This is a genomic window from Corynebacterium sp. AOP36-E1-14 (assembly GCF_052377495.1).
In the GTDB taxonomy this organism is placed as follows: Bacteria; Actinomycetota; Actinomycetes; order Mycobacteriales; family Mycobacteriaceae; genus Corynebacterium.
Map to the genome: position 1 here is coordinate 1 of NZ_JBQSWV010000026.1, position 20,784 is coordinate 20,784.

The 20,784-nt window shown below is 68.9% G+C and carries 16 protein-coding genes and 1 riboswitch; of the genes, 4 read left to right on the forward strand and 12 right to left on the reverse strand.

Annotation, left to right across the window (positions count from 1 at the left end; translation table 11 throughout):
- The first annotated feature begins 71 nt into the window (after positions 1-71).
- Together ACT3TD_RS11510 and ACT3TD_RS11515 are read left to right on the forward strand one after the other, a co-directional pair.
- Positions 72-2,522, forward strand: coding sequence for an MMPL family transporter (locus ACT3TD_RS11510; RefSeq protein ID WP_444615197.1), 2,451 nt, complete (start codon positions 72-74; stop codon positions 2,520-2,522).
- Positions 2,512-3,162: a TetR/AcrR family transcriptional regulator gene (locus tag ACT3TD_RS11515; protein ID WP_444615198.1), complete on the forward strand. Its 651-nt coding sequence runs from the start codon at positions 2,512-2,514 to the stop codon at positions 3,160-3,162. The genes ACT3TD_RS11510 and ACT3TD_RS11515 overlap by 11 nt, the downstream gene beginning before the upstream one ends.
- A 118-nt stretch (positions 3,163-3,280) precedes the next feature.
- On the opposite strand, the gene ACT3TD_RS11520 is transcribed toward ACT3TD_RS11515, so the two are convergent.
- Positions 3,281-3,958 (reverse strand): DUF1648 domain-containing protein, encoded by a 678-nt coding sequence (locus ACT3TD_RS11520; RefSeq protein ID WP_441579852.1) that lies wholly within the window; start codon positions 3,956-3,958, stop codon positions 3,281-3,283.
- Between the two features lie 158 nt (positions 3,959-4,116).
- Positions 4,117-4,249: riboswitch (FMN riboswitch) on the forward strand.
- 9 nt (positions 4,250-4,258) lie between these two features.
- Here ACT3TD_RS11520 and ACT3TD_RS11525 point away from each other — a divergent pair.
- On the forward strand, positions 4,259-5,011 hold the full coding sequence (locus ACT3TD_RS11525; RefSeq protein ID WP_441579851.1) for a nicotinamide mononucleotide transporter family protein: 753 nt from the start codon (positions 4,259-4,261) through the stop codon (positions 5,009-5,011).
- On the opposite strand, the gene ACT3TD_RS11530 is transcribed toward ACT3TD_RS11525, so the two are convergent.
- A complete protein-coding gene (locus ACT3TD_RS11530; protein WP_301442719.1) occupies positions 4,986-6,056 on the reverse strand; it encodes a 3-hydroxyisobutyryl-CoA hydrolase in 1,071 nt (356 codons plus the stop codon). The genes ACT3TD_RS11525 and ACT3TD_RS11530 overlap by 26 nt on opposite strands.
- A gap of 111 nt (positions 6,057-6,167) precedes the next feature.
- Here ACT3TD_RS11530 and ACT3TD_RS11535 point away from each other — a divergent pair, with 111 nt between their 5' ends.
- Complete coding sequence (locus ACT3TD_RS11535) at positions 6,168-8,063, forward strand: AMP-dependent synthetase/ligase (protein WP_444615199.1); 1,896 nt, start codon at positions 6,168-6,170, stop codon at positions 8,061-8,063.
- Between the two features lie 4 nt (positions 8,064-8,067).
- Here the strand turns inward: ACT3TD_RS11535 and ppk2 are convergent, their stop codons facing one another.
- From ppk2 to metG, 10 genes are all read right to left on the reverse strand, one after another.
- On the reverse strand, positions 8,068-8,940 hold the full coding sequence (gene ppk2 / locus ACT3TD_RS11540) for a polyphosphate kinase 2 (protein WP_301442721.1): 873 nt from the start codon (positions 8,938-8,940) through the stop codon (positions 8,068-8,070).
- A gap of 19 nt (positions 8,941-8,959) precedes the next feature.
- On the reverse strand, positions 8,960-9,283 hold the full coding sequence (locus ACT3TD_RS11545) for a putative quinol monooxygenase (protein WP_301442722.1): 324 nt from the start codon (positions 9,281-9,283) through the stop codon (positions 8,960-8,962).
- Positions 9,284-10,250: 967 nt separating this feature from the next.
- Positions 10,251-12,083, reverse strand: a complete 1,833-nt coding sequence (locus ACT3TD_RS11550; RefSeq protein WP_301442723.1) for an alpha/beta hydrolase — start codon at positions 12,081-12,083, stop codon at positions 10,251-10,253.
- Positions 12,084-12,124: 41 nt separating this feature from the next.
- A complete protein-coding gene (locus ACT3TD_RS11555; RefSeq protein WP_441579800.1) occupies positions 12,125-13,978 on the reverse strand; it encodes an ABC-F family ATP-binding cassette domain-containing protein in 1,854 nt (617 codons plus the stop codon).
- 32 nt (positions 13,979-14,010) lie between these two features.
- On the reverse strand, positions 14,011-15,054 hold the full coding sequence (locus tag ACT3TD_RS11560) for a 4-(cytidine 5'-diphospho)-2-C-methyl-D-erythritol kinase (protein ID WP_301442725.1): 1,044 nt from the start codon (positions 15,052-15,054) through the stop codon (positions 14,011-14,013).
- A complete protein-coding gene (gene rsmA, locus ACT3TD_RS11565) occupies positions 15,051-15,962 on the reverse strand; it encodes a 16S rRNA (adenine(1518)-N(6)/adenine(1519)-N(6))-dimethyltransferase RsmA (RefSeq protein ID WP_301442726.1) in 912 nt (303 codons plus the stop codon). The genes ACT3TD_RS11560 and rsmA overlap by 4 nt, the downstream gene beginning before the upstream one ends.
- Positions 15,963-16,010: 48 nt before the next feature.
- A complete protein-coding gene (locus ACT3TD_RS11570; RefSeq protein ID WP_301442727.1) occupies positions 16,011-17,177 on the reverse strand; it encodes a resuscitation-promoting factor in 1,167 nt (388 codons plus the stop codon).
- A gap of 193 nt (positions 17,178-17,370) precedes the next feature.
- A complete protein-coding gene (locus ACT3TD_RS11575; RefSeq protein WP_444614709.1) occupies positions 17,371-18,207 on the reverse strand; it encodes a TatD family hydrolase in 837 nt (278 codons plus the stop codon).
- A 9-nt stretch (positions 18,208-18,216) separates the two neighbouring features.
- Complete coding sequence (locus ACT3TD_RS11580) at positions 18,217-18,888, reverse strand: TenA family protein (protein WP_444614710.1); 672 nt, start codon at positions 18,886-18,888, stop codon at positions 18,217-18,219.
- Positions 18,889-18,891: 3 nt separating this feature from the next.
- A complete protein-coding gene (gene metG / locus ACT3TD_RS11585; protein WP_301441945.1) occupies positions 18,892-20,733 on the reverse strand; it encodes a methionine--tRNA ligase in 1,842 nt (613 codons plus the stop codon).
- Positions 20,734-20,784: the final 51 nt, after the last annotated feature.

Consider the following 20,784-nt stretch of genomic DNA (forward strand, 5'->3'; position numbering starts at 1 on the left):
ATTTACCCTGCTAGAAACATAGCTGTGCACTGATGGTGCAATTTTGCGTGGAGAGTGCAATAATATCGCGCATGGCTAAACTCCTCTACCGGATCGGACGATCCGCATACCTCCACCGGTGGCGCTTCATCGCCGTCTGGCTCCTGCTCCTCATCGGTGCGGGCACCGCCGCCGCGACCATGATGAAGCCCACCTCCATGTCCTTCACCATCCCCGGGCTCGAATCCGTCGAGACCCAGGAGGAGATGGGTGAGCTCTTCCCCGGCGACGGCGACGACATGGAGGCCCCCACCGGCACCGTCGTGGTCCGCGCCCCCGAAGGCGGCTCCCTGACCGACCCCGCCACCAAGGCCGACCTCGACGCCCTCATCGCCGACCTGCAGGGTGAGGACGCCCTGGTCGACACCGAGTCCATCGTGGACCCGGTGACCGCCGCCGCAGGCATGGAGCAGCAGCTCACCGCGGCCAAGGCCGAGCAGGGCATGCCCGAGGAGCAGATCCAGGCCGACCTGCAGGCACTCTCCCCGCTCAGCGAGGACGGCCGCACCGGCACCTTCACCGTGACCTTCCAGGGCGACACCGCCCAGGACGTCTCGAGCGAGGACATCACCGCCGTCACCGACACCCTCGACGGTGCCGTCACCGACAACCTCGACGTCTCCTACAACGGCAACGTCTTCCAGGTGCAGGAGATCGGCGGCACCGCCGAGCTCATCGGCATGGCCGTCGCCGCTCTCGTGCTGATCATCACCTTCGGCTCCTTCGTGGCCGCCGGACTGCCGCTGATCACCGCCGTCGTCGGCGTGGGCACCGGCATCATGCTGATCTACGCCGGCACCGCACTGACCGACTCGATCAACAACATGACCCCGACCCTGGCCTCCATGATCGGCCTGGCCGTGGGCATCGACTACGCCCTGTTCATCGTGTCCAGGTTCAGGAATGAACTCGTCGCCTTCTCCGGCGGCAACAACATGACACCGAAGGAACTCGCCCAGGCGATCAAGGGCACCACGCACCGGCAACGCGCGCACCTGGCCGGACTGGCCGTGGGCAAGGCCGGCTCCGCCGTCTGCTTCGCCGGACTGACCGTGATCATCGCGCTGACCGCGCTGTCGATCATCAACATCCCCTTCCTCACCGCCATGGCCCTGGCAGCGGCCCTGACCGTGTTCATCGCCGTGATCGTGGCGATCACCCTGCTGCCCGCCATCCTCGGCGCCTTCGGCACCAAGTCCTTCGCCGGACGCGCCCCGTTCGTCAAGGCGCCGGACCCCGAGGACGAGAAGCCCACCATGGGCCTGAAGTGGGTCCGCCAGATCCGCAAGCGTCCCCTGGTCTTCGCCCTGAGCTCCGTGCTGCTGCTCGTGATCCTGGCGATCCCCGCCCTGGGGCTGCAGCTCGCCATGCCCACCGACGACTCCGCCAAGCTCGGCAGCCCGCAGCGCACCGCCTCCGAGTGGGTCAACGAGGACTTCGGCCCGGGGCGTAACGCCCCCATGGTCGCCCTCGTCCAGACCGACGACCCGGAGCAGGGCATGGCCGCCTTCGGCACCGCCGTGGAGCAGATCAGCCAGGTCGACGGCGTCTCCAACGCCCAGATCGCCCAGGTCTCCGAGGACGGCACCGCCGCCCAGGTTCTGATCACCCCGACCACCGGCGCCACCGACGAGGCCACCAACGACACCCTCCAGGCCCTGCGCGACGCCGAGACCACCTTCGCCGCCGACACCGGCGCGAACTACTCGGTCACCGGCGTGACCCCGATCTTCGAGGACATCTCCGACCGACTGTCCGACGTGCTCATCCCCTACGTGGCCATCGTGGTGGTGCTCGCGTTCGTCCTGCTGGTCGTCGTGTTCCGCTCCCTGTGGGTCCCGCTGATCGCCGCACTCGGCTTCGCCCTGTCCGTGGCCGCCACCTTCGGCCTGACCGTGGGCATCTGGCAGTGGGGCTGGCTCGGCATCACCAACGACCCGCAGCCGATCATCTCCTTCCTGCCGATCATGCTCATCGGCATCGTCTTCGGACTCGCCATGGACTACCAGGTGTTCCTGGTGACCCGCATGCGCGAGGGCTACGTCCACGGCAAGACCGCCGGCAACGCGGTGGCCAACGGCTTCAAGCACGGTGCCCGCGTGGTCACCGCCGCCGCCCTGATCATGATCTCGGTGTTCGCCGCCTTCATCCTCATGGACGAGCCGTTCATCGCCGTGATGGGCTCCGCCCTGGCCATGGCCGTGCTGATCGACGCCTTCGTGGTCCGCATGACGATCGTCCCCGCCGTGCTGTTCCTGCTCGGCGACCGGGCGTGGAAGCTGCCGAAGTGGCTGGACAAGATCCTGCCCAGCGTCGACGTCGAGGGTGAGGGCCTCGTCGGCCTCGAGGCCCCGGAGGACACCGGGACCACCGGCAAGCACGAGAAGCAGCCCGCCGCCGTCGGCGCCGACACCCCGGACGGCACCCACGGCGAGCACAGCGCTCAGGACGCCGACCAGCCCGGTGAGACCGATGGCCGCTGAGGAAGCACTCTCGCTGCGGGAGCAGAAGAAGGAGGAGACCCGGCGCGCCCTCGCCCGGGCGTCCGCCGAGCTCCTGCTCGCCGAGGGCAGTGACGGCATGACCGTCGCCGCCGTCGCCGAGCGGGCCGGCGTGTCCACCCGGACATTCCACAACTACTTCCCCCGCAGGGAGGACGCCCTGCTCCTCTTCATCGAGGAGACCATCGACGAACTGCGCCAGCAGGTCGAGGACGCCCCGGCCGAGGAGCACCCCCTCGACATCCTGCGACGGCTCATCACCGACCGCATCGACGAGGACGGGACCCCGTCCGACGACCCGGGCACGCTGCTCAACCTGCGTTCCATCGGCGACCACCTGAGCTACAGCACCGGCCGCGAGGACCGGGAACGGGTTCTGCACATCGCCGACGGACTGCTGGACGCCCTGCACAAGCGGTCCGAGTCGACGATGAGCCGCCAGGCCACCGCCCTGATGCTGATCTCGTCCCTCGCGGCGGGTTCCATCGCGGTGGAGGCCAGCGCCGTGGGCGACAAGCGCGCGTGCATGGTGCTGTCACCCGGGTGGGCGTCGTCCGACCGCAACGCCTCGGAGATCATCGACGAGGAGTTCGGGCTGCTGCGCGAGGGCTTCGGCGCCTGACGCGACCTGCCGATAACTGCCAACGACGGTTTCTGTCTAACGGCCGGGACGAAGTAGCCACTTCGCCCCGGACGCCGGACGGAAACCGTCGTTGTGCGTTCGGGACGCCCCGGCCCGCTCAGAGCAGCGCCGCGACCGCCATCGACAGCAGCAGCACCGCCGTCGCGAGCATGATCAGTGAGAGGACGACTGCGCCGATGCGTCCTCCCCTGGTCGCGACGTTGAAGGTGAAGTTCGTGCCGCTGCCGGTGTCCACCATCACCCGGTCGCTGCCGGGGATCTCCACGAAGAGCAGCCAGCGTCGCCGCCGTCCGTCGGAGTGGGGATACTTCTTGGCGATGGCGTCCGACTTACGTCCGCCCACCACCAACAGCCATATGGTGGCGGCGAGGATGCCGAGCATGCCGAGGGCGTCGAGCAGCCCGGCGATGCTGCGCAGCCACGGGGCGTTCAGGCCGAGCATCAGCAGCGTCAGCGAGGTCGACAGCATCACGCAGTACCAGCCCAACAGCGGCTGCATCACGCGCAGTTCGTGCCAATGCCGTCGAGCGTCGCCGAGCGTCTTCGATCCGCCCGGCTCGAACAGGGTGCCGGAGTGCATCTGGAGGAACGCTCCGGCACCGGCCATCGCCAGCACGCACAGCAGTGGCCCGAGCAGGATGTTGACCAGCAGCGTCCCCATCGACTTCGGCGCCCAGGCGTCCGGTTCGCCGGTGAACCCCCAGTGCGTGGGCATCGGGTCCGGCAGCGAGCCGTAGGACGCGACCAGGGCCAACGCGGCCAGAACGGGCGGCACCACGGCCAGTAGATAGAGGTGGCCCGGCATCTTTACCGGCGGGTGGTCTGCTTTCCGAGGTTTTTCGTGTGATTCCGCCGACATGCTCTCAGAGAGTATCAGTCCGAATGAGCCTAACCTCCGACACGCCGTCGCGGCAGGTGTAACGTGACGTCGGTAAGCATTCTCAGGGCGGGGTGGAAGTCCCCACCGGCGGTGAAAGCCCGCGAGCGCCACCTCCACCAGGTGGGTCAAGCAGACCCGGTGTAATTCCGGGGCCGACGGTCATAGTCCGGACGGGAGAGAAAGGCTGGACACCTCATGTCCGCAGTACTGTCGTCCCTCCAGGACGGCCTCACGACATTCCTCAACGCCCAGTGGACGATCGGCGACTCCGCCGTCCTCTGGCGCGAGATCATCGGCAACGGTTTCGGCATCGCCTCCGCCATCGGCGGTATGCGGAGGGTGGTGTGGGCCTGGCCGGTGGGCATCGCGGGCAACGTCCTGCTGTTCACCGTCTTCCTCGGCGGTGTCTTCCACACCCCGCAGGACCTGGACCTCTACGGGCAGGCCGGACGCCAGGTCATGTTCCTCATCGTCAGCGTCTACGGCTGGTGGCAGTGGCAGCGCGCGAAGACCGCCGGGCTGCGCGAGCCGGCGGACACCGACCCGTCGCGCTCGATCCTCTCGGAACCGGCGGACACCTACGAGGCGGTGCAGCCGCACTGGGCGTCGAACCGGGAGCGGGTGGGCATGCTCGTGGTCGCGGTCGTGGGCACCTGCGGTTTCGCGTGGGTGTTCAGTGCACTGGGGTCCTGGGGTCCGTGGGCGGACGCCTGGATCTTCACCGGCTCGCTGCTCGCGACCTTCGGCATGGCAAGAGGCTGGACGGAGTTCTGGCTGATCTGGATCGCGGTGGACGTCGTCGGCGTGCCGTTGCTGTTCACCGCCGGCTACTACCCCAGCGCCGTGCTCTACCTGGTCTACGGCGTGTTCGTGGCCTGGGGTTTCGTGGTCTGGGTGCGGGTTCAGCGCAGGAGCGCCGAGGTCACGCCTGAGCCACTGTCCGTCTGAGCTCCCCGACCTGCTCGTCGGTGACCTCGGCGACGCTGGCCGGGGTGAAGTGGGCGTCGCGGTCCTTGTCGACCAGCACGGCGCGCACCCCCTCGGGGAAGTTCGGCTGGCGGCGCAGCAGGCGTCCCAGCGCGTACTCGGCGTCGAGCGCGCCGCGCAGCGTCGCGTCCGCCGAGTGGTTCAGCAGGACGGCCGCGGCGAACAGCGACAGCGGGTTGGCGGGCGCGAGCAGGCCGCGGACCTCCTCGGCGAAGTCGCCGGACGCCGCGGCGAGGCGCGCGTCGACCGCCGCCCAGTCGTCGCCGGCGAAGGTCTCGGCGATCCACCCGAGGTTCTCCTCCAGGCAGGACGCCTCCTCGGGGCGGTGGGTGAGCGTGAGCGCGGCGTCCAGGCCGTCCTGCAGCAGGACGTCCTGGAAGCGCTCGGCCTCACCGTCCGGCAGACGGTGGGTCGCCAGGCCGCTCCACAGCAGGTCGGCGGCGGTGATGCGGTAACCCGTGGTCGCCAGGAACAGGCCCACGGCGGTCCGGGCGTCCTCCGGGACGTTCGGCAGGTGGGTGAAGGCGTGGGAGATGCCGACGTCGGTGATGAAGCCGATCGCCATCTCCGGCATCGACGCCCACGTCCGGTCGGTGACGACACGGACGTCGGCGTGTGCGGAGACGCCGAGGCCGCCGCCCATGGTGATGCCGTCGACGAGGGCGACGGTGGGCTTCGGGAACGTCGCCAGCGCGTGGTTCATGTCGTACTCGTCGCGGAAGAGGTCGTCGCCGGCGGTGTAGTCGCCGGTGAGGTCTGACTCGCGGACGGAGCGCACGTCCCCGCCGGAGCAGTAGGCCTTCTCCCCCGCCGAGCACAGCAGCACCTGGCGGACGTCCGCGTCGTCGCTGAACCGGTCGAGCGCGGCGGCGACGGCGTTGATCATCTCGTGGTTGAGCGCGTTGAGCGCCTTCGGCCGGTCGAGGGTGACGATGCCGGTGCCGTGCAGGGACTCGACACGCACGAGAGGACTTTCGGGGTACGGGGACGAGGTAGCGGAAGCCATGTCGGCCATGGTGGCACGGAACCGCGGAAGATGCTTCGGGAAACACCGGTCACCACACAGTCATTTTGCTATCGTGACACAAAGCACACCTTCGTCCCGGATGGAGTCCGAATGACACCTTCGCCCAGCCCAGCGCCCACCCCCGCGCCCGCCACCGTGCGCATCGACCCCGCGGTCCGGTCCGTGGGGCACATGCTCCGCAACCGTATCGGGGCCACACCCGACCGTAGGGCCTACAGCTACCCCGTGTCGCACGCGGGCGGGGACGAGACCTGGGAGGCCGTCACCTGGGCCGAGCTCGGGACGCAGGCCACCGAGGTCGCCGGCGGACTGATGTCGTTGGGGATCGAGGCGGAGGACCGCGTCGCCATCGCCAGCTCAACGCGCTACGAGTGGGCGTTGGCGAACTACGGGATCATGTACGCCTCCGCGGCCACGGTGACGGTCTACCCCACCTCCATCGCCGACGACGTGGCGTACATCCTCGACGACTCCGGCTCCCGCCTGGTCTTCGCCGAGGACGCCGACCAGCTGGGCAAGCTCCTCTCCCTGCGCGAGTCGATCCCGGACGTGGGCACCGTGGTCCTGCTGGAGGGTGAGGTCCCCGCGGAACTCGCGCAGGACGCTACCGGATGGGCGGTCACGCTCGACGAGCTCCGCGCCACCGGCCGGGAGTACATGGACGCCAACCCCACCGCCGTCGACGACCGGATCGACGCCACCACCCTGGAGCACCTCTCCACCCTGATCTACACCTCCGGGACGACCGGACGGCCCAAGGGTGTGCGGCTCCCCCACCGCGTGTGGGTGTTCGAGGCGCACGCGTCCGAGCAGACCTCCAACTCCGGGCCGGAGGACCTGCTCACCATCGACGACAAGCAGTTCCTGTGGCTCCCCCTGGCCCATGTGATGGGCAAGCTGCTGCTCGTGCTGCCGTTGCAGATCGGTTTCGAGACCGCCATCGACGGGCGGATCGACAAGATCGTGGAGAACCTCGGCGTGGTGAAGCCGACGTTCATGGGCTCGGCCCCGCGCATCTTCGAGAAGGCCTACAACGGTGTGGCGACGATGATGGCCAACGAGGGCGGGGTGAAGGAGAAGCTCTTCCACTGGGCCAGCCGGGTGGGCGTGCAGGTCTTCGACGCCGACAACGGCGTCGGCTCCGCGGGCACGTGGGTCCGGCTGCAGGCGAAGATCGGCGACAAGCTGGTCATGTCGAAGATCCGGGAACGTTTCGGCAACAACGTGCACTACTTCATCTCCGGCTCGGCGGCGTTGAACACGGACGTGGCGCGTTGGTTCGGCGCGGCCGGCATGCCGATCCTCGAGGGGTACGGGCTGACCGAGTCGAGTGCGGCGTCCTGTCTGACGCGGCCGCAGACCTACCGGGCCGGCTACGTGGGCCCGCCCCTGGACGGCGTGGAGGTGCGCATCGCCGACGACGGGGAGGTGCAGCTGCGCGGGCAGGGTGTGATGGACGGCTACCACAACAACCCCGAGGCCACCGCCGAGGTGCTCGACGCCGACGGGTGGTTCTCCACGGGTGACATCGGCGAGATCGACGAGGAGGGCCGGGTCAGGATCACCGACCGCAAGAAGGAGCTGTTCAAGACCTCGAACGGCAAGTACGTGGCACCGGCCCAGATCGAGGCGAAGTTCAAGGGCCTCTGCCCGGTGGCCAGTCAGATCGTGACCGTGGGGGACGACCACAGTTTCGTCTCCGCGCTGATCACCCTGGACGACGAGGCGGTCACAGCCTGGGCCGCACGCCAGGGACTGTCGGGCAGCTACAAGGACATCGTGCGTGCCCCGGAGACCCGGGAGATGGTGCAGGGCTACGTGGACGAGCTCAACAGCCACCTCAACCGCTGGGAGCAGGTGAAGAAGTTCACGATCCTGCACCGTGACCTCGGCGTGGAGTACCAGGAGGTCACCCCGTCACTGAAGCTGCGCCGCAAGGTGATCCACGAGCACTTCGAGCGGGAGATCGAGGCGCACTACGCCTGAGGGGCTACTTGCCCTTCTTCTTGTTCTTCTTGGGCTTGCGCTCCAGCTTCGACGCCAGGTCCGGCACGTAGCGGAACTCGGTACGCGGGGGACGCTCGTAGTCGGAGGCCACCTCCGGGCGCTCGGGGATGTGCGGCGGGGTGTGCTCGACCTTCTCCCACGGCACGGAGGACAGCAGGTGGTTGATCACGTTGATGCGTGAACGCTTCTTGTCCTCGCTCTCCACCGTGTACCAGGGGGCCGTGGGAGTGTCGGTGTGGGCGAACATCTCGTCCTTCGCCCGGGAGTAGTCCTCCCACCGGGTGATGGACTGCAGGTCCATCGGGGAGAGCTTCCACTGGCGCAGCGGGTCCTCGCGGCGGGAGGTGAAGCGGGCGACCTGCTCCTCGTCGGAGACGGAGAACCAGTACTTGCGCAGCATGATGCCGTCCTCCACGAGGAGCCGCTCGAAGATGGGTGCCTGGTGCAGGAAGCGGCGGTACTCCGGGGCGGTGCAGAAGCCCATGACCCGCTCCACGCCGGCGCGGTTGTACCAGGAGCGGTCGAAGATCACGATCTCACCGGCCGAGGGCAGCTTCTCCACGTAGCGCTGGAAGTACCACTGCCCCTGTTCGCGGGACGTCGGTGCGGGCAGTGCCTCGACCCGGCAGTAGCGGGGGTTGAGGTACTGGGTGATGCGCTTGATGGCCGAGCCCTTGCCGGCGGCGTCGCGGCCCTCCATGATGACCACCACGCGGGCACCGGTCTCCCGCACCCACTGCTGCATGTCGACGAGGTCCGCCTGGAGCTTCTTGAGCTCCTTCTCGTAGGCGACCTTGTCGAGCTTCGGCGGGCGGGTCGCGGTCGGGTTTTCGGCAGGTGCGTTCCGTGACGTCATGTCTGACGAGTTTACCCCGTCACTCCACGGAGAACTCCGCCATACGGTCCCACTCCCTCTTTCCGGGGATGGAGGTATTAACGATCTGCGGGGTCTCGGACAGCACCGTGGGGAAGAGCTCGCAGGCGGCCTTGAAGTGGTCGCTTTCCACGTGGGCCCCGTCGGCCCCGTCCTCGAAGGCCTCCACCAGGAAGTACTCGGTGGGGTCGTCGGTGCCGCGGAACCAGTCGAACCACAGGTTGCCGGCCTCGGCGCGAGTGGCGTCGGTGAAGTCGGCGACGACCTCCCGGAAGTTCTCGACGTACTCGGGCAGCGGGCGGAATCGGACGTTGATGAGGATCATGACGGCGATTCTACGCGTGTCCGAACATGCAAAACCCCCGCACTGTAGGTGCGGGGGCTGGTGTCGCTAGGGAGCGACTTACGCGTCGGTGTCAGCCTCAGCGCCGGTGATGGAACCGGTGATGGTCTCCAGGGCGGAGGTGAAGAAACCGGCGATGGCGTCAACGATGGAGGAGATGATGTCGATCATGGGAAGACCCTTCGATAGAAGTATATGAGATTCTGCGGCGTTGCTCATGCCTCGCTGCTACAGGAACGATACCGATGAAAGTCCCGCTGTTGTTACATGGGGAAGACTATATACCCCCGTTTGGGGTGAAAACGATCGGCGTTCACCTTCCTGAACAGCTGGAACGATAAAAGAATCCGCGCACCAGCCCCGTTCATCAGGGGCCCGGTGCGCGGATTCGCGAAAGGCAGGCACACACGAAGATGTGCTCTCCGTGCGGGTTCATCACGTCCGCACATGTTAAACATACCTTATGTCGGGGAACGTACCTATTCCCCACACGGACATACAGAAAGCCCCCGCACCGAGGTGCGGGGGCCAACGTCGCTAGTGCGAATTACTCGCCAGCGCCAGCGATGGAGCCGGTGACGAGCTCGATGGCCTCGTTGAAGAAGTCGCCGATGGAGTTGACGATGGTGCCGATGATGTCCAGCATGATGATGCCTTTCGATAGAAGTATATGAGGTTCACAGCGAAGGATTAACCTCACTGCATCACATAGCCTACCGACTGAGTTGTTCATGTGTTAGACAAGCCAAACTACACACCCCCATAAAGGGGGCTTGACTATCCATAGGCACTGTTCATGGCACTTAAGCAATCGGTCGCCCGGGGGACACGGGCTGCAACGGCAGGTCGCGAATGGTCGCCGTCCTGACGCTACCCGTAGGTCCAGGTCAGAATAGTGATGCAGAAATGGCTATATGCTCATACTGAATTCAGTCAGCGTCGGCCCGGATCACCCGTTGTCGACACCGACCTCCTTCTCCGGGCCCTGGTTCTCCATCGCATCGTCCAGCTGCACGCGCAACCGCTCCACGTCGTCGACGGAGAAGCGGTCCTCCCCCGCCACCGCCACCAGACCGTCCAGCACGGAGGTGCCGTAGTTGTGGCCGTGCCCGTTGGGCACGTTGCCCGCACGCGGCAGGTCCAACGTGACCTGCCAGAAGGTGACGATCGGCATCCACTGCATCGTCGGCGACCGGTCGAAGCCCGGCGGCTCCTTCAGCCAGTCCGGCTCGCGGAACAGCAGGTTCGGCGACCACCACACCACCGGGTCCGAGGGGTGCTGGACGTAGAGCACACGCGAACCGTCCCAGGACGTGCCGCCGTCCTCCGGGTCGTTGATCCACCGCTGGATCTGCTCGGAGTTCTCCGCGAACCGCACCATCATGCCGCCGGAGTACTCCGGGTCCACCTCACGGGTCCCCGGGTCACGACGCGTCACGAAGTCCCGCCACAGCTCGTTGCTGTTCGGCGGGCCCAACCACAGCACACCGTCCACCGTGGAGGCGATGTCACGCACACCGGAGAACCCGCCCTCGCCGGCCGTGGTGCCCAGGGACTCGCCGTACACGTAGAGCTTCGGACGGTTGTCCGCCGGCAGGCGCTCCCACCAGTCGGCGACCGCGTCGATCAGCTCCTTGCCGGCCTCGCGCACCCGGTTGCGGTCCGTGATGAACTGCAACGCGCTCGGCAGGTAGGAGTACTGGTCGGCGGCGATGGCGGTGTTCCCGTCGAACATCAACTCGAACGCCTGCGCGGCGGTGGGGTTCACCCACCCCGTGCCCGTCGTCGGCGCGACCATCAACGCCTCACGGTCCTGGGCGTTGGTGCGCTCCAACTCGTCGACCACGTTCAGGGCACGCGCGCGGTCGGTGTCGCCGTTGCTCAACCCGGCGTACACCCGGATCGGCTCCTCGGCGGGACGTCCCGTCAGCTCCTCGAGCTGGTCCTTGTACAGGCCCAGCGCGGTGAACCGCGTGCCGTAGGCACCGAGGTCCTCCCACTCGTTCAGCGACCCCGGCCCGCCACTGCGCTCCGGGACCGTGGGCTCCACCAGGTCCTCGCGGATCTCCTGGTCGCGCACCGAGAAGATCCGCTCGCTGACCCGCAGGATCGTGCCCGGCAGGATCTGGTCGGCCACGAACACCGTGACCACACCGACGACCGCCCACGACACCAGCAGCTTCAGGCCGTACCGGGTGTGCTGGCCGGGTACCGCGCGTGCCAGCAGCACCGTGCCGCGCACCACGATCTTGCCCACCAGGTAGAAACCCACCCACAGCAGCAGGCCGACCGGCAGCACCTTCAGGAACTCGCCGGCGGAGTATGCCTCGTCGCCCATGATGTCGGCGATCTGCTGCTGCCACTGCACCGCGAAGAGGATCCACACCAGCAGCGCGACCACGATGACCGCGATCAGCGCGACCCGCAGCCGCGGACGCCACCGCGGCGGAATCGTCCGCCCCCGGGTCACCACGGTGATCAGCGGCTCCACCAGGTCGCGGATCCACAGGACCCACACCCACTGGAGCACCACGCCGACCAGGTGGCCCGTCGCCGCCGACAGCCCGGCGGCCACGCCCTGGAACAACCAGTCACGCGTCAGCAGCGAGGGGGTCAGCGACAGCGCGAACATCAACGCACCGACCACCAGCCCCCACGTGCTGGGCTCCATCAGGCCGCGCAGGAACCCCCGGTGCTCCGGCTCGGGCTTCGCCCCGTGGTCCTGCCGGACGATCACTCCGGGGAAGTCGGGCGAGTTGTCGTCCTGAACCACCTGCACCACTCAGCCTCCACGCACGTCAACGTCATGTATGGCTAGTGAGTCTAGCAGCCGGTCTCCCTGCGCTCGGCGACCTCGAGCCAGCTCATCTCCAGTTCCTCGTGCTCGTCCCTGGCAGCGGACAGTTTCGTGTCCAGTTCCGACAGCAGCGCGGTGTCGATGTTGCCGTCCGCCGGGGCCGAGGCCTCCGCCATACGGCGGTTCAGGTCGTCCACGTTCGCCTGCACCTTGGACATCTTGCGCTCCAGCGCGCCGAGCTCCTTGGACAGCGCGCGGTCCTCCTGCGCGGACAACGCCGGCGCGGTCGGGGCTGCAGGTTCAGCCGTCTTGTCGGACGCCCCGCCGAGCGCCATGTTGCCGGTGTGCCGGTTCTCCAGGGCGGCCTGCTCGGCACGCCGGTCCAGGTACTGGGAGATCCCGCCGGGCAGGTTCGTCAGCCGCCCGTCGCCGAACAGCGCCCAGGTGGAGTCGCAGATCCGCTCCACGAGGTAGCGGTCGTGGGAGATCACGACCATGGTCCCGGCCCAGCCGTCCAGCAGACTCTCGAGTTCCTGCAGGGTGTCGATGTCCAGGTCATTGGTGGGCTCGTCGAGCAGCAGCACGTTCGGCTCCGCCATGAGCACACGGGTCAGCTGCAGTCGGCGGCGCTCGCCACCGGAGAGGTCACCGACCGGGGTGCGCTGACGCTTCGAGGAGAAGCCCAGCCGCTCGGCCATCTGCGAGGCGGTGAGCTCCTTGTCGCCGATCTGCACCCGGGAGGCCACGTCCTCCACCGCGTCGAGCAGCCGGCGGGCGGGGTCGAGGTCGTCGAGCTCCTGGCGCAACCAGCCGATCTTCACCGTGCGTCCCTCGACCCGACGCCCCGCCGCCAGCGGGTTCTCGCCGGCCAGGGTGCGCAGCAACGTGGTCTTGCCCGAGCCGTTCACACCGACCAGGCCGATGCGTTCGCCGGGGTTCAGCCGCCAGGTCAGGTCCTCGACCAGGGGTCGGCCGTCCGGGGTGGCCACGGTGGCGTCCTCGAGCTCGATGACCTTCTTGCCCAGGCGCCGGGTGGCGAAACTCATCAGCTCCACGGAGTCGCGCGGGGCGGGGACGTCCTGGATCAACGCCTCGGCCGCCTCGATGCGGTAGCGCGGCTTGGACGTGCGGGCCGGCGCGCCACGACGCAGCCACGCCAACTCCTTGCGCGCCAGGTTGGCGCGGCGCTGCTCGGCGGCGTCGGCCTGCCGGGCACGCTCGGCGCGGGCGAACGTCCAGTCGTTGTAACCACCCTCGTAGACGTCCACGACCCCGTCATGGACCTCCCAGGTGTGGTTGGCGACGGTGTCGAGGAACCAACGGTCGTGGGTGACCACGATCAGCGCGCAGCGCCGCGACAGCAGGTGCGACGCCAGCCACTGCACACCCTCGACGTCCAGGTGGTTCGTCGGCTCGTCGAGGATCAGCAGGTCCAGGTCCCTCACCAGCGCCGCGGCGAGGCCCACGCGACGGCGCTCGCCGCCGGAGAGCCCGGCCACCGGGGTGTCCAGGCCGCCCTCCCCCAGCTCGGCGACGCCGAGGCCGTGCAGCACCTCACGCACCCGCGGGTCCGAGGCCCACTCGTAGGTCTGCAGGCCCAGCGGTTCCAGGACGGACGCGCCGACGGTGTCGCCGGCGAGGTCGACGTCCTGCGAGACGCGTGCCATGCGCAGGTCGTTGTTGCGCGACACCCGGCCGGCGTCGGCGGTGTCGTCGCCGGAGAGGACCCGCAGCAGGGTGGACTTGCCGCCACCGTTCAGGCCGACGACGCCGATACGGTCGTCGGAGTTCACGCCCAGGCTGACCTTGTCCAGCAGGGTCTTGAGACCGTAGGACTTCTCGACGTTCTCCAGGTTGATCAGGTTGACCGGTGTTGCCATGGCGGTTCGGGGGGATCCTCTCGGTGGGCGTGTTACGCCCCAGCTACGATACGCGCCCCGTGTCGGCAGGACGCCGCGGTGGTGGTCGCTACGGCACGGCCGCCGACGCCCTCCGCCGCCAGCGTAGTCGCGACGTCGACCGCGTGGCCGCGGTCGCGGCACAGCATCGCCACCGTCGGCCCGGAACCGGACACCAGGCAGGCCAACGCTCCGGCGTCGCGTCCGGCGGCCAGCGTGCCACGCAGGTCCGGGCTGAGGCTGATCGCCGGGGCCTGCAGGTCGTTGACAACCGCGGAGTCGAGGTGGCGGGCGAGCTCGTCGACGTCGCCGGTGAGGATCGCGCGCTGGGCACCCTCGGGCCCCTCGGCGCGCAGGTCGGGACGCTCGCCGCGGGCTGAGGCCGCGCGCTGCTCGTCGAGCCGGGCGAAGACGTCCGCGGTCGACAGGCCGCGCGGGTCCATCGCCAGCGCCCAGTGGTAGGTGCCGCGGGTGAGCACCGGCACCAGGACGTCCCCCCGGTTCTGGCCGAGGGCGGTGCCGCCGGTGAGGCAGAAGGGCACGTCGGCCCCGATGTCGGCGGCGAGCACGGCGAGGGTGTCGTCGTCCGGACGCGGCACGCGGTCGAAGCCGGGGCCGTGCATGATCTCGCGGGTGGCGACCATCGCCGCCGCCGCGTCCGCCGAGCCGCCGGCCATGCCGCCGGCGACGGGTACACCCTTGTCGACCAGCACGTCCAGTACGGGGAAGGACGCCGCCGGCACGCCGGCGAGCCCGTCACGGTAGTGCTCCAGGACGCTCAGGACGCCGCGCACGGCGAGGTTGTCGGCCAGCTGATCGCCCACCGGCACCTTCGTGGCGTCGCGTCCGGTGACGGTGAAGGAGCCGATGAGCTCGGCCAGGTCGTCCGGCACACCCTCGTGGACGCCCGCCACGGTGAGCGTGACGGACTCGGTGAGGTCCAGTGCCTGGAAGACGGTGCGCAGCTCGTGGTAGCCGTCGTCGCGGGCGTCACCGACGGCCAGGTGCAGGTTGACCTTGCCCTGGGCGGTGGCGGTGACGGAACGTCCGACCGTCATGAGTTCCTGCCCGCCAACGACGCCACCGCCAGGTCCACGAAGGCTGCGGAGTCCAGCTTCTCCCCACGCTCGCGCGGGTCGATGCCCGCCCGGGTCAGCACCTCCTCGGCCGCCGGGCCGGAACCGAAGTAACCGGACAGCGCCGCACGCAAGGTCTTGCGGCGCTGCAGGAAGGCGGCGTCGGTGACGGCGAAGACCTCACGGCGCAGCGCGTCCTCCCCCAGTTCCTCCAGCTGTGCCTGCCACGGGCGGTCGGAGTCGTCCCAGCGGTCGACGCGCACCAGGCCCGAGTCGATCTTGGGCGCCGGCCAGAACACGTTCTTGCCGATCGTGCCGGCCTTGCGCACCCGGCCGTGGAAACCGGCCTTCACGCTGGGAACCCCGTAGACGCGGCTACCGGGGTCCGCGGCGAGACGGTCGGCGACCTCCAGCTGCACCATCACCAGCACCCGACGGATGCTGGGGAACACCTCCAGCAGGTGCAGCAGCACCGGCACGGAGACGTTGTAGGGCAGGTTGGCGACCAGCGCGGTGGGCTCCGCGATCTCCCCGCCGGTCAGGGTGAGCGCGTCGGCGGTGAGCACCGTGAGGTCGTCGGCACGCGAGGGCGCGAACTCGCCGACGGTCTGCTCCAGCCGTCCGGCCAGGCGCTTGTCGATCTCCACGGCGGTGACCTGTCCGACGGACTCCAGCAGCGCCAGGGTCAGCGACCCGAGCCCCGGGCCCACCTCCACGACATGGTCATGCTCCCCCACCTCGGCGGCCGAGACGATCCGGCGGACCGTGTTCGGGTCGATGACGAAGTTCTGGCCCAGGCGCTTGGTCGGGGTGACGTCGAGCTCCGCCGCCAGCTCCCGGATGTCGCCGGGGCCGAGCAGTCGGACGCCCGTGCTGTTCTCATGTTCCACGGTTGACCAGGATAGCCCACGTGCCCGCCGGGAACCGGACCACCGCTGTTAGCTCAGCCCCATCTTGGAGGTGCAGGCCGGCCAGGCGCCCCAGCCCTGTGCCGCCTGGACCTTCTCGGCCACGGCGATCTGCTGCTCACGGGAGGCCATGTGCGCCTCGGGGGCGTACTCGGTGCCGCCGTAGGCTGCCCAGGTGGACGGGGTGAACTGCAGGCCGCCGGAGAAGCCGTTGCCGGTGTTGGCCGACCAGTCGCCGGTGGCCTCGCACTGCACGAGCTCGTCCCAGACCGAACCGCCGGCCACCGCGGCAGCGGAGGCGGAGGAGCCGGAGGAGGCCTTCTTGGTGCCGCGGACCACGACGCGCTCGGTCGCGGGCTCCAGCTCGGTGCGGTCGACCACGTCGCGGCCGGTCTCGTCGCCGTTGGTGGTGGTGACCTTGAAGGTGACCTTCTCCAGGCCGGTGGAGCCCTCCTCGACGACCTCCTCCTCGCCCTCGGGCTTGTCCGGGTCCTCCTTGACCGTGACCGGCGGGTCGAAGGGACGCTCCTCGGTGACCTCGTCGGTGGTCACGCGGTGGACCTCGATGTGGGTGCCGGGGGTCAGCGGGGTGTCGGCGGACGGGGTGACGACGTCGTCCTCGCCGAGCGGGGTGCCGCGCAGCTCCAGGGCCTCGCCGACGGTGGCGGCGGCCAGGGACAGTCGCGCCGGCTCCTCGCCGGGGTTGCCGTCGTTGAGGGTGAAGTCGCGCGGCGTGGTGATGTTGAGTTCCATGCCGTCGACCGGGATCTGCGTGCCGGTGCCCTCGGACAGGGCGGCGGCGTTCTCCCCGTAGCCCAGCTCGGAGAGCAGGTCGGCGACGGTCAGGGAGGTGGTGTCCACGTCCTTGAGCTGGCCGTCCACGGTCACGGCGACCTGGCGTGCCGAGCGCACGGTCACGGTGCCGTTGTCCTCGACCTTCTCGTCGAGCCCCGGGGTGATCATGTCGCGGTCGGCGACGTCGACGTCGTTGTCCTCGAGCAGGCCGCGGATGTCCCCCGACATCGCACTTGCCTGCATGATCTCACCGTTGACGTCGAGGGTGACGTCCTTGTGGTTCGTGGCGACCACGGTGCCGCCGACGACGAGGACCGCCAGCATGCCGCCGGTCGCCGCGCGCAGCGGGACCGAGCTGGTGCTGTTGATGCGGTGCAGGGTGGACTTCTTCTTGGGGGACACGCGCTCTTCTACCTCCGGTGGCGTCGACCCTGCGGATCAGGGGCGGCGGTTCAGGCCATATCGAATAACGTTGGTCACGATACGGTAACGATTGGGTCACGATCAAGAAATCGCGGCTTCTCCCCCCGTTTCTGTCACCATGATCACACCCGCATGCCACTCCCGGCCCACAGGTCACACGGGCACCACCGTCTCAGATCCCGTACAACCGCCGTGCATTCGCCGTGGCCAACTCCCCGAGTTCCGCCGCGTCCATCCCCCGGGCCTCGGCCACGCACCGCGCGGTGTAGCCCACGTACGCCGGCTCGTTGCGGCTGCCCCGGTAGGGCTCCGGCATCATGTACGGCGCATCGGTCTCCACCAGCAGACGGTCCGACGGCACCAGCGCCGCCGCCTGCCGCAGCTCCTCGTTGCGCTTGAAGGTCACGTTGCCGCAGAAGCTCAGGTAGTAACCGCGCCCGACAGCCTCACGGGCCACCTCCAGCGGCGAGGAGAAGCAGTGCAGCATCACCGGTAGCTCCGCCGGGGCGTCCGCCAGCACCCGCATCAGGTCGCCGTCGGCCTCACGGTTGTGGATCATCAGCGGCTTGCCCACCTCCGCGGCCAGGTCCATGTGCCAGCGCAACGCCTCCTCCTGGACGTCCAGGGAGGCGGTGTTCCCCGGGTCGTGGGTGATCCAGTAGGTGTCCAGGCCGGTCTCCCCCACCGCCACGCACCGCGGGTCGGCCACCAGCTCGCGCAGGCGGTCGCGGACCTCCCCGGTCAGTTCGTCGGCCTTCGTCGGGTGCACCGCGCAGGCCGCCACCACGCGCTCGTCGGCGTGGGCGGCCTGCAGCGCCAGTTCCGCCTCGGCGATCCCGTCGCCGACGGTGCACACCCCGGCCACCCCGGTCGCCGCCGCGCGGTCCATCACCGCACGCACCGCCGCGGCGTCCTGCGCACCGCAGGACGCCAGGTGCGTGTGCGCGTCGAACAGGGCCCGCAGGGCCTCCGGCGGGACGGGTGTGGGGCGGGGCTTACGTCGTGACATGCCCCCAGGCTAGCTGGCCGGCAGGGACTCCCCGAAGAAGGCCAGCTCCAGGTCCACCGTGCGTCCGAAGTACTCGCGGGCCGTCTGCGGGTCCGACTCCCCCACCCGGTCGACCTCGTCGCGCAGGAACGCCACCAGATCGTGGAAGTCGGGGTAGTCGTGCAGGCGCACCCATTCGGCGTGCACGTGGCGCTCCGGGCGACCGCCGGGTGCCAGGGCGGTGTTCTCCGGCCGCGTGGTCCAGTCCAGGTACAGCCACTCGCACACCACCAGCACGCTGACCACCGCGACATAACTGCCGGACGCCGCGGCGTCGGCGAACAGCCGGCGGAACCCCGCCGTCGCCGGACGGTCCGGCACCGCGGCCCCGCCCTCACCGTCCTGCGCGCCGAGCTCCGCCATCGCCTCGACGAAGTAGGTGTCCTCGTCGCCGGCGACCTCCCCGAGGAACTGGGCGAAGCGGCGACGGGCCGGGTAGTTGTCCGCCGTGGCCACCGCGGTGCCGAGCAACGCCATGAACCCGTCGGCGAAACGGTAGTCCTGGACCAGGTACTCCGCCATCCGCGCGTCCGGCAGCGTGCCGGCGAACAGCTCCCGGACGAAACGGTGGGTCACCGCGGCGTCCCAGGTGTCGGCGTGCTCGGCGCGGAGCCGGTCGGTGAAGCGGGTGCCGGAGGTCATGGCCTACTCCGCCGAGGCCTGGACCGAGGCCCAGGACGGGCCGGTCTCGGCGAGCTCGGGATCCAGCTTCGTGAACAGCGGCGACGGCTTCGCCAGCGGGGTGCCCGCGGTGAGCTCGGTGCGTCCCCAGTGGGCCTGCTGGTCGTCGTAGTCGCCCATGATCACCGGGTAGCTGCGGCCCTCGGCCGGCAGACCCACACCCACCGGGGTGCGCGGCGAATCGTCGGTGACCTCCACGACCTTCGGCTGTGCGGCCCACACGCCGGTACCGCCGAGGGTCTCGAAGACCTGCTGCGCGGAGAACGGAAGGTACGGGGTCAGCAGCGTGTTCGCGTCCGAGACCACCTGCAGCGCGGTGTGCAGCACGGTGGCCAGGCGCTCACGCTGGGACTCGTCCTTCGCCAGCTTCCACGGCTCCTGGGCTGCGATGTACTGGTTGCCGCGGTCCACGATGCGCATCGCCTCGGCGATGCCCGCCTTGAACCGCGAGTGCTCCAGACACTCGGCGACGGTGTCGAACGCCGAGGCGGCGTCCTCCAGCAGGTCGGTGTCCTCGGCGGAGAGCTCGCCGGCGGCGGGCACCTCGCCGAAGTTCTTGTGCGCCATCGACACCGTGCGGTTGACCAGGTTGCCCCAGCCGTTGGCCAGCTCGGTGTTGATGCGGCGCACGAACTCGTCCCAGGTGAAGTCCGTGTCCATGTTCTCCGGGCCGGCGACGGCGATGAAGTAGCGCAGCGCGTCCGGGCCGAACTCCTCCAGGAAGTCGCGCACGTAGATCACCACGCCCTTCGACGAGGAGAACTTCGAGCCGGACATCGTGAGGAACTCCGAGGAGACGACCTCGGTCGGCAGGTTGAGCTCGCCGAACTCGCCGGCCTCGCCGCCGTGGGCACCCTTGCCGGCGTAGCCGAGCAGCTCACCCGGCCAGATCTGGGAGTGGAAGGTGATGTTGTCCTTGCCCATGAAGTAGTAGGACAGGGCCTCCGGGTCCGACCACCACTCGCGCCACGCGTCCGGCTCACCGGAGCGCCAGGCCCACTCGATGGAGGCGGAGAGGTAGCCGACGACCGCGTCGAACCACACGTAGAGCTTCTTGGCGTTGTTGTCCTGCCAGCCCTCGATCGGCACCGGGACGCCCCAGTCGATGTCGCGGCTCATCGCGCGCGGACGCATGTCCTTGAGCAGGTTGAGGGAGAACTTCAGGACGTTGGGACGCCAGCCCTCACGGGTGGTCAGCCAGCCTTCGAGCGCCTCGGCGACGGCCGGGAGGTCGAGCATGAAGTGCTCGGTCTCCACGAAGTCCGGGGTCTCGCCGTTGATCTTGGAGCGCGGGTCGATGAGGTCGGCAGGGTCGAGCTGGTTGCCGCAGTTGTCGCACTGGTCGCCGCGGGCGTCCGTGGCGCCGCACAACGGGCAGGTGCCCTCGATGAACCGGTCCGGCAGGGTACGCCCGGTGGACGGGCTGATCGCCCCGGTGGTGGTCTGGCGCAGCATGTAGCCGTTGTCGTTCAGGCCACGGAAGAGTTCCTGGACCACCGCGTAGTGGTTGCGGGTGGTCGTGCGGGTGAACAGGTCGTAGGACAGGCCCAGGCCGGCGAGGTCCTCCACGATGACGCGGTTGTAGCGGTCGGCCAGCTCCTGGACGCCCACGCCCTCCTTCTCCGCCTGCACGAGCAGCGGGGTGCCGTGCTCGTCGGTCCCGGAGACCATCAGCACCTTGTTCCCCGACATTCGCTGGAAACGGGCGAAGACGTCGGAGGGGACGCCGAACCCGGCGACGTGTCCGATGTGGCGGGGTCCGTTGGCGTAGGGCCAGGCGACGGCGGTGAGGACGTGTTTCGACATGCGACCAGACTAAGCCATGGCACGACGAAGGCGCGCACCCGGGGACGGTTT

What these genes read in the sequence shown, in the direction of transcription:
- ACT3TD_RS11515 (WP_444615198.1), top strand. Translation starts at nt 2,512, where the DNA reads ATGGCCGCTGAGGAAGCACTCTCGCTGCGGGAGCAGAAGAAGGAGGAG.
- ACT3TD_RS11525 (WP_441579851.1), top strand. Translation starts at nt 4,259, where the DNA reads ATGTCCGCAGTACTGTCGTCCCTCCAGGACGGCCTCACGACATTCCTC.
- metG (WP_301441945.1), bottom strand. Translation starts at nt 20,733, where the DNA reads ATGTCGAAACACGTCCTCACCGCCGTCGCCTGGCCCTACGCCAACGGA.
- ACT3TD_RS11560 (WP_301442725.1), bottom strand. Translation starts at nt 15,054, where the DNA reads ATGACGGTCGGACGTTCCGTCACCGCCACCGCCCAGGGCAAGGTCAAC.
- ACT3TD_RS11555 (WP_441579800.1), bottom strand. Translation starts at nt 13,978, where the DNA reads ATGGCAACACCGGTCAACCTGATCAACCTGGAGAACGTCGAGAAGTCC.
- ACT3TD_RS11545 (WP_301442722.1), bottom strand. Translation starts at nt 9,283, where the DNA reads ATGATCCTCATCAACGTCCGATTCCGCCCGCTGCCCGAGTACGTCGAG.
- ACT3TD_RS11530 (WP_301442719.1), bottom strand. Translation starts at nt 6,056, where the DNA reads ATGGCTTCCGCTACCTCGTCCCCGTACCCCGAAAGTCCTCTCGTGCGT.
- ppk2 (WP_301442721.1), bottom strand. Translation starts at nt 8,940, where the DNA reads ATGACGTCACGGAACGCACCTGCCGAAAACCCGACCGCGACCCGCCCG.
- ACT3TD_RS11510 (WP_444615197.1), top strand. Translation starts at nt 72, where the DNA reads ATGGCTAAACTCCTCTACCGGATCGGACGATCCGCATACCTCCACCGG.
- ACT3TD_RS11575 (WP_444614709.1), bottom strand. Translation starts at nt 18,207, where the DNA reads ATGTCACGACGTAAGCCCCGCCCCACACCCGTCCCGCCGGAGGCCCTG.
- ACT3TD_RS11535 (WP_444615199.1), top strand. Translation starts at nt 6,168, where the DNA reads ATGACACCTTCGCCCAGCCCAGCGCCCACCCCCGCGCCCGCCACCGTG.
- ACT3TD_RS11580 (WP_444614710.1), bottom strand. Translation starts at nt 18,888, where the DNA reads ATGACCTCCGGCACCCGCTTCACCGACCGGCTCCGCGCCGAGCACGCC.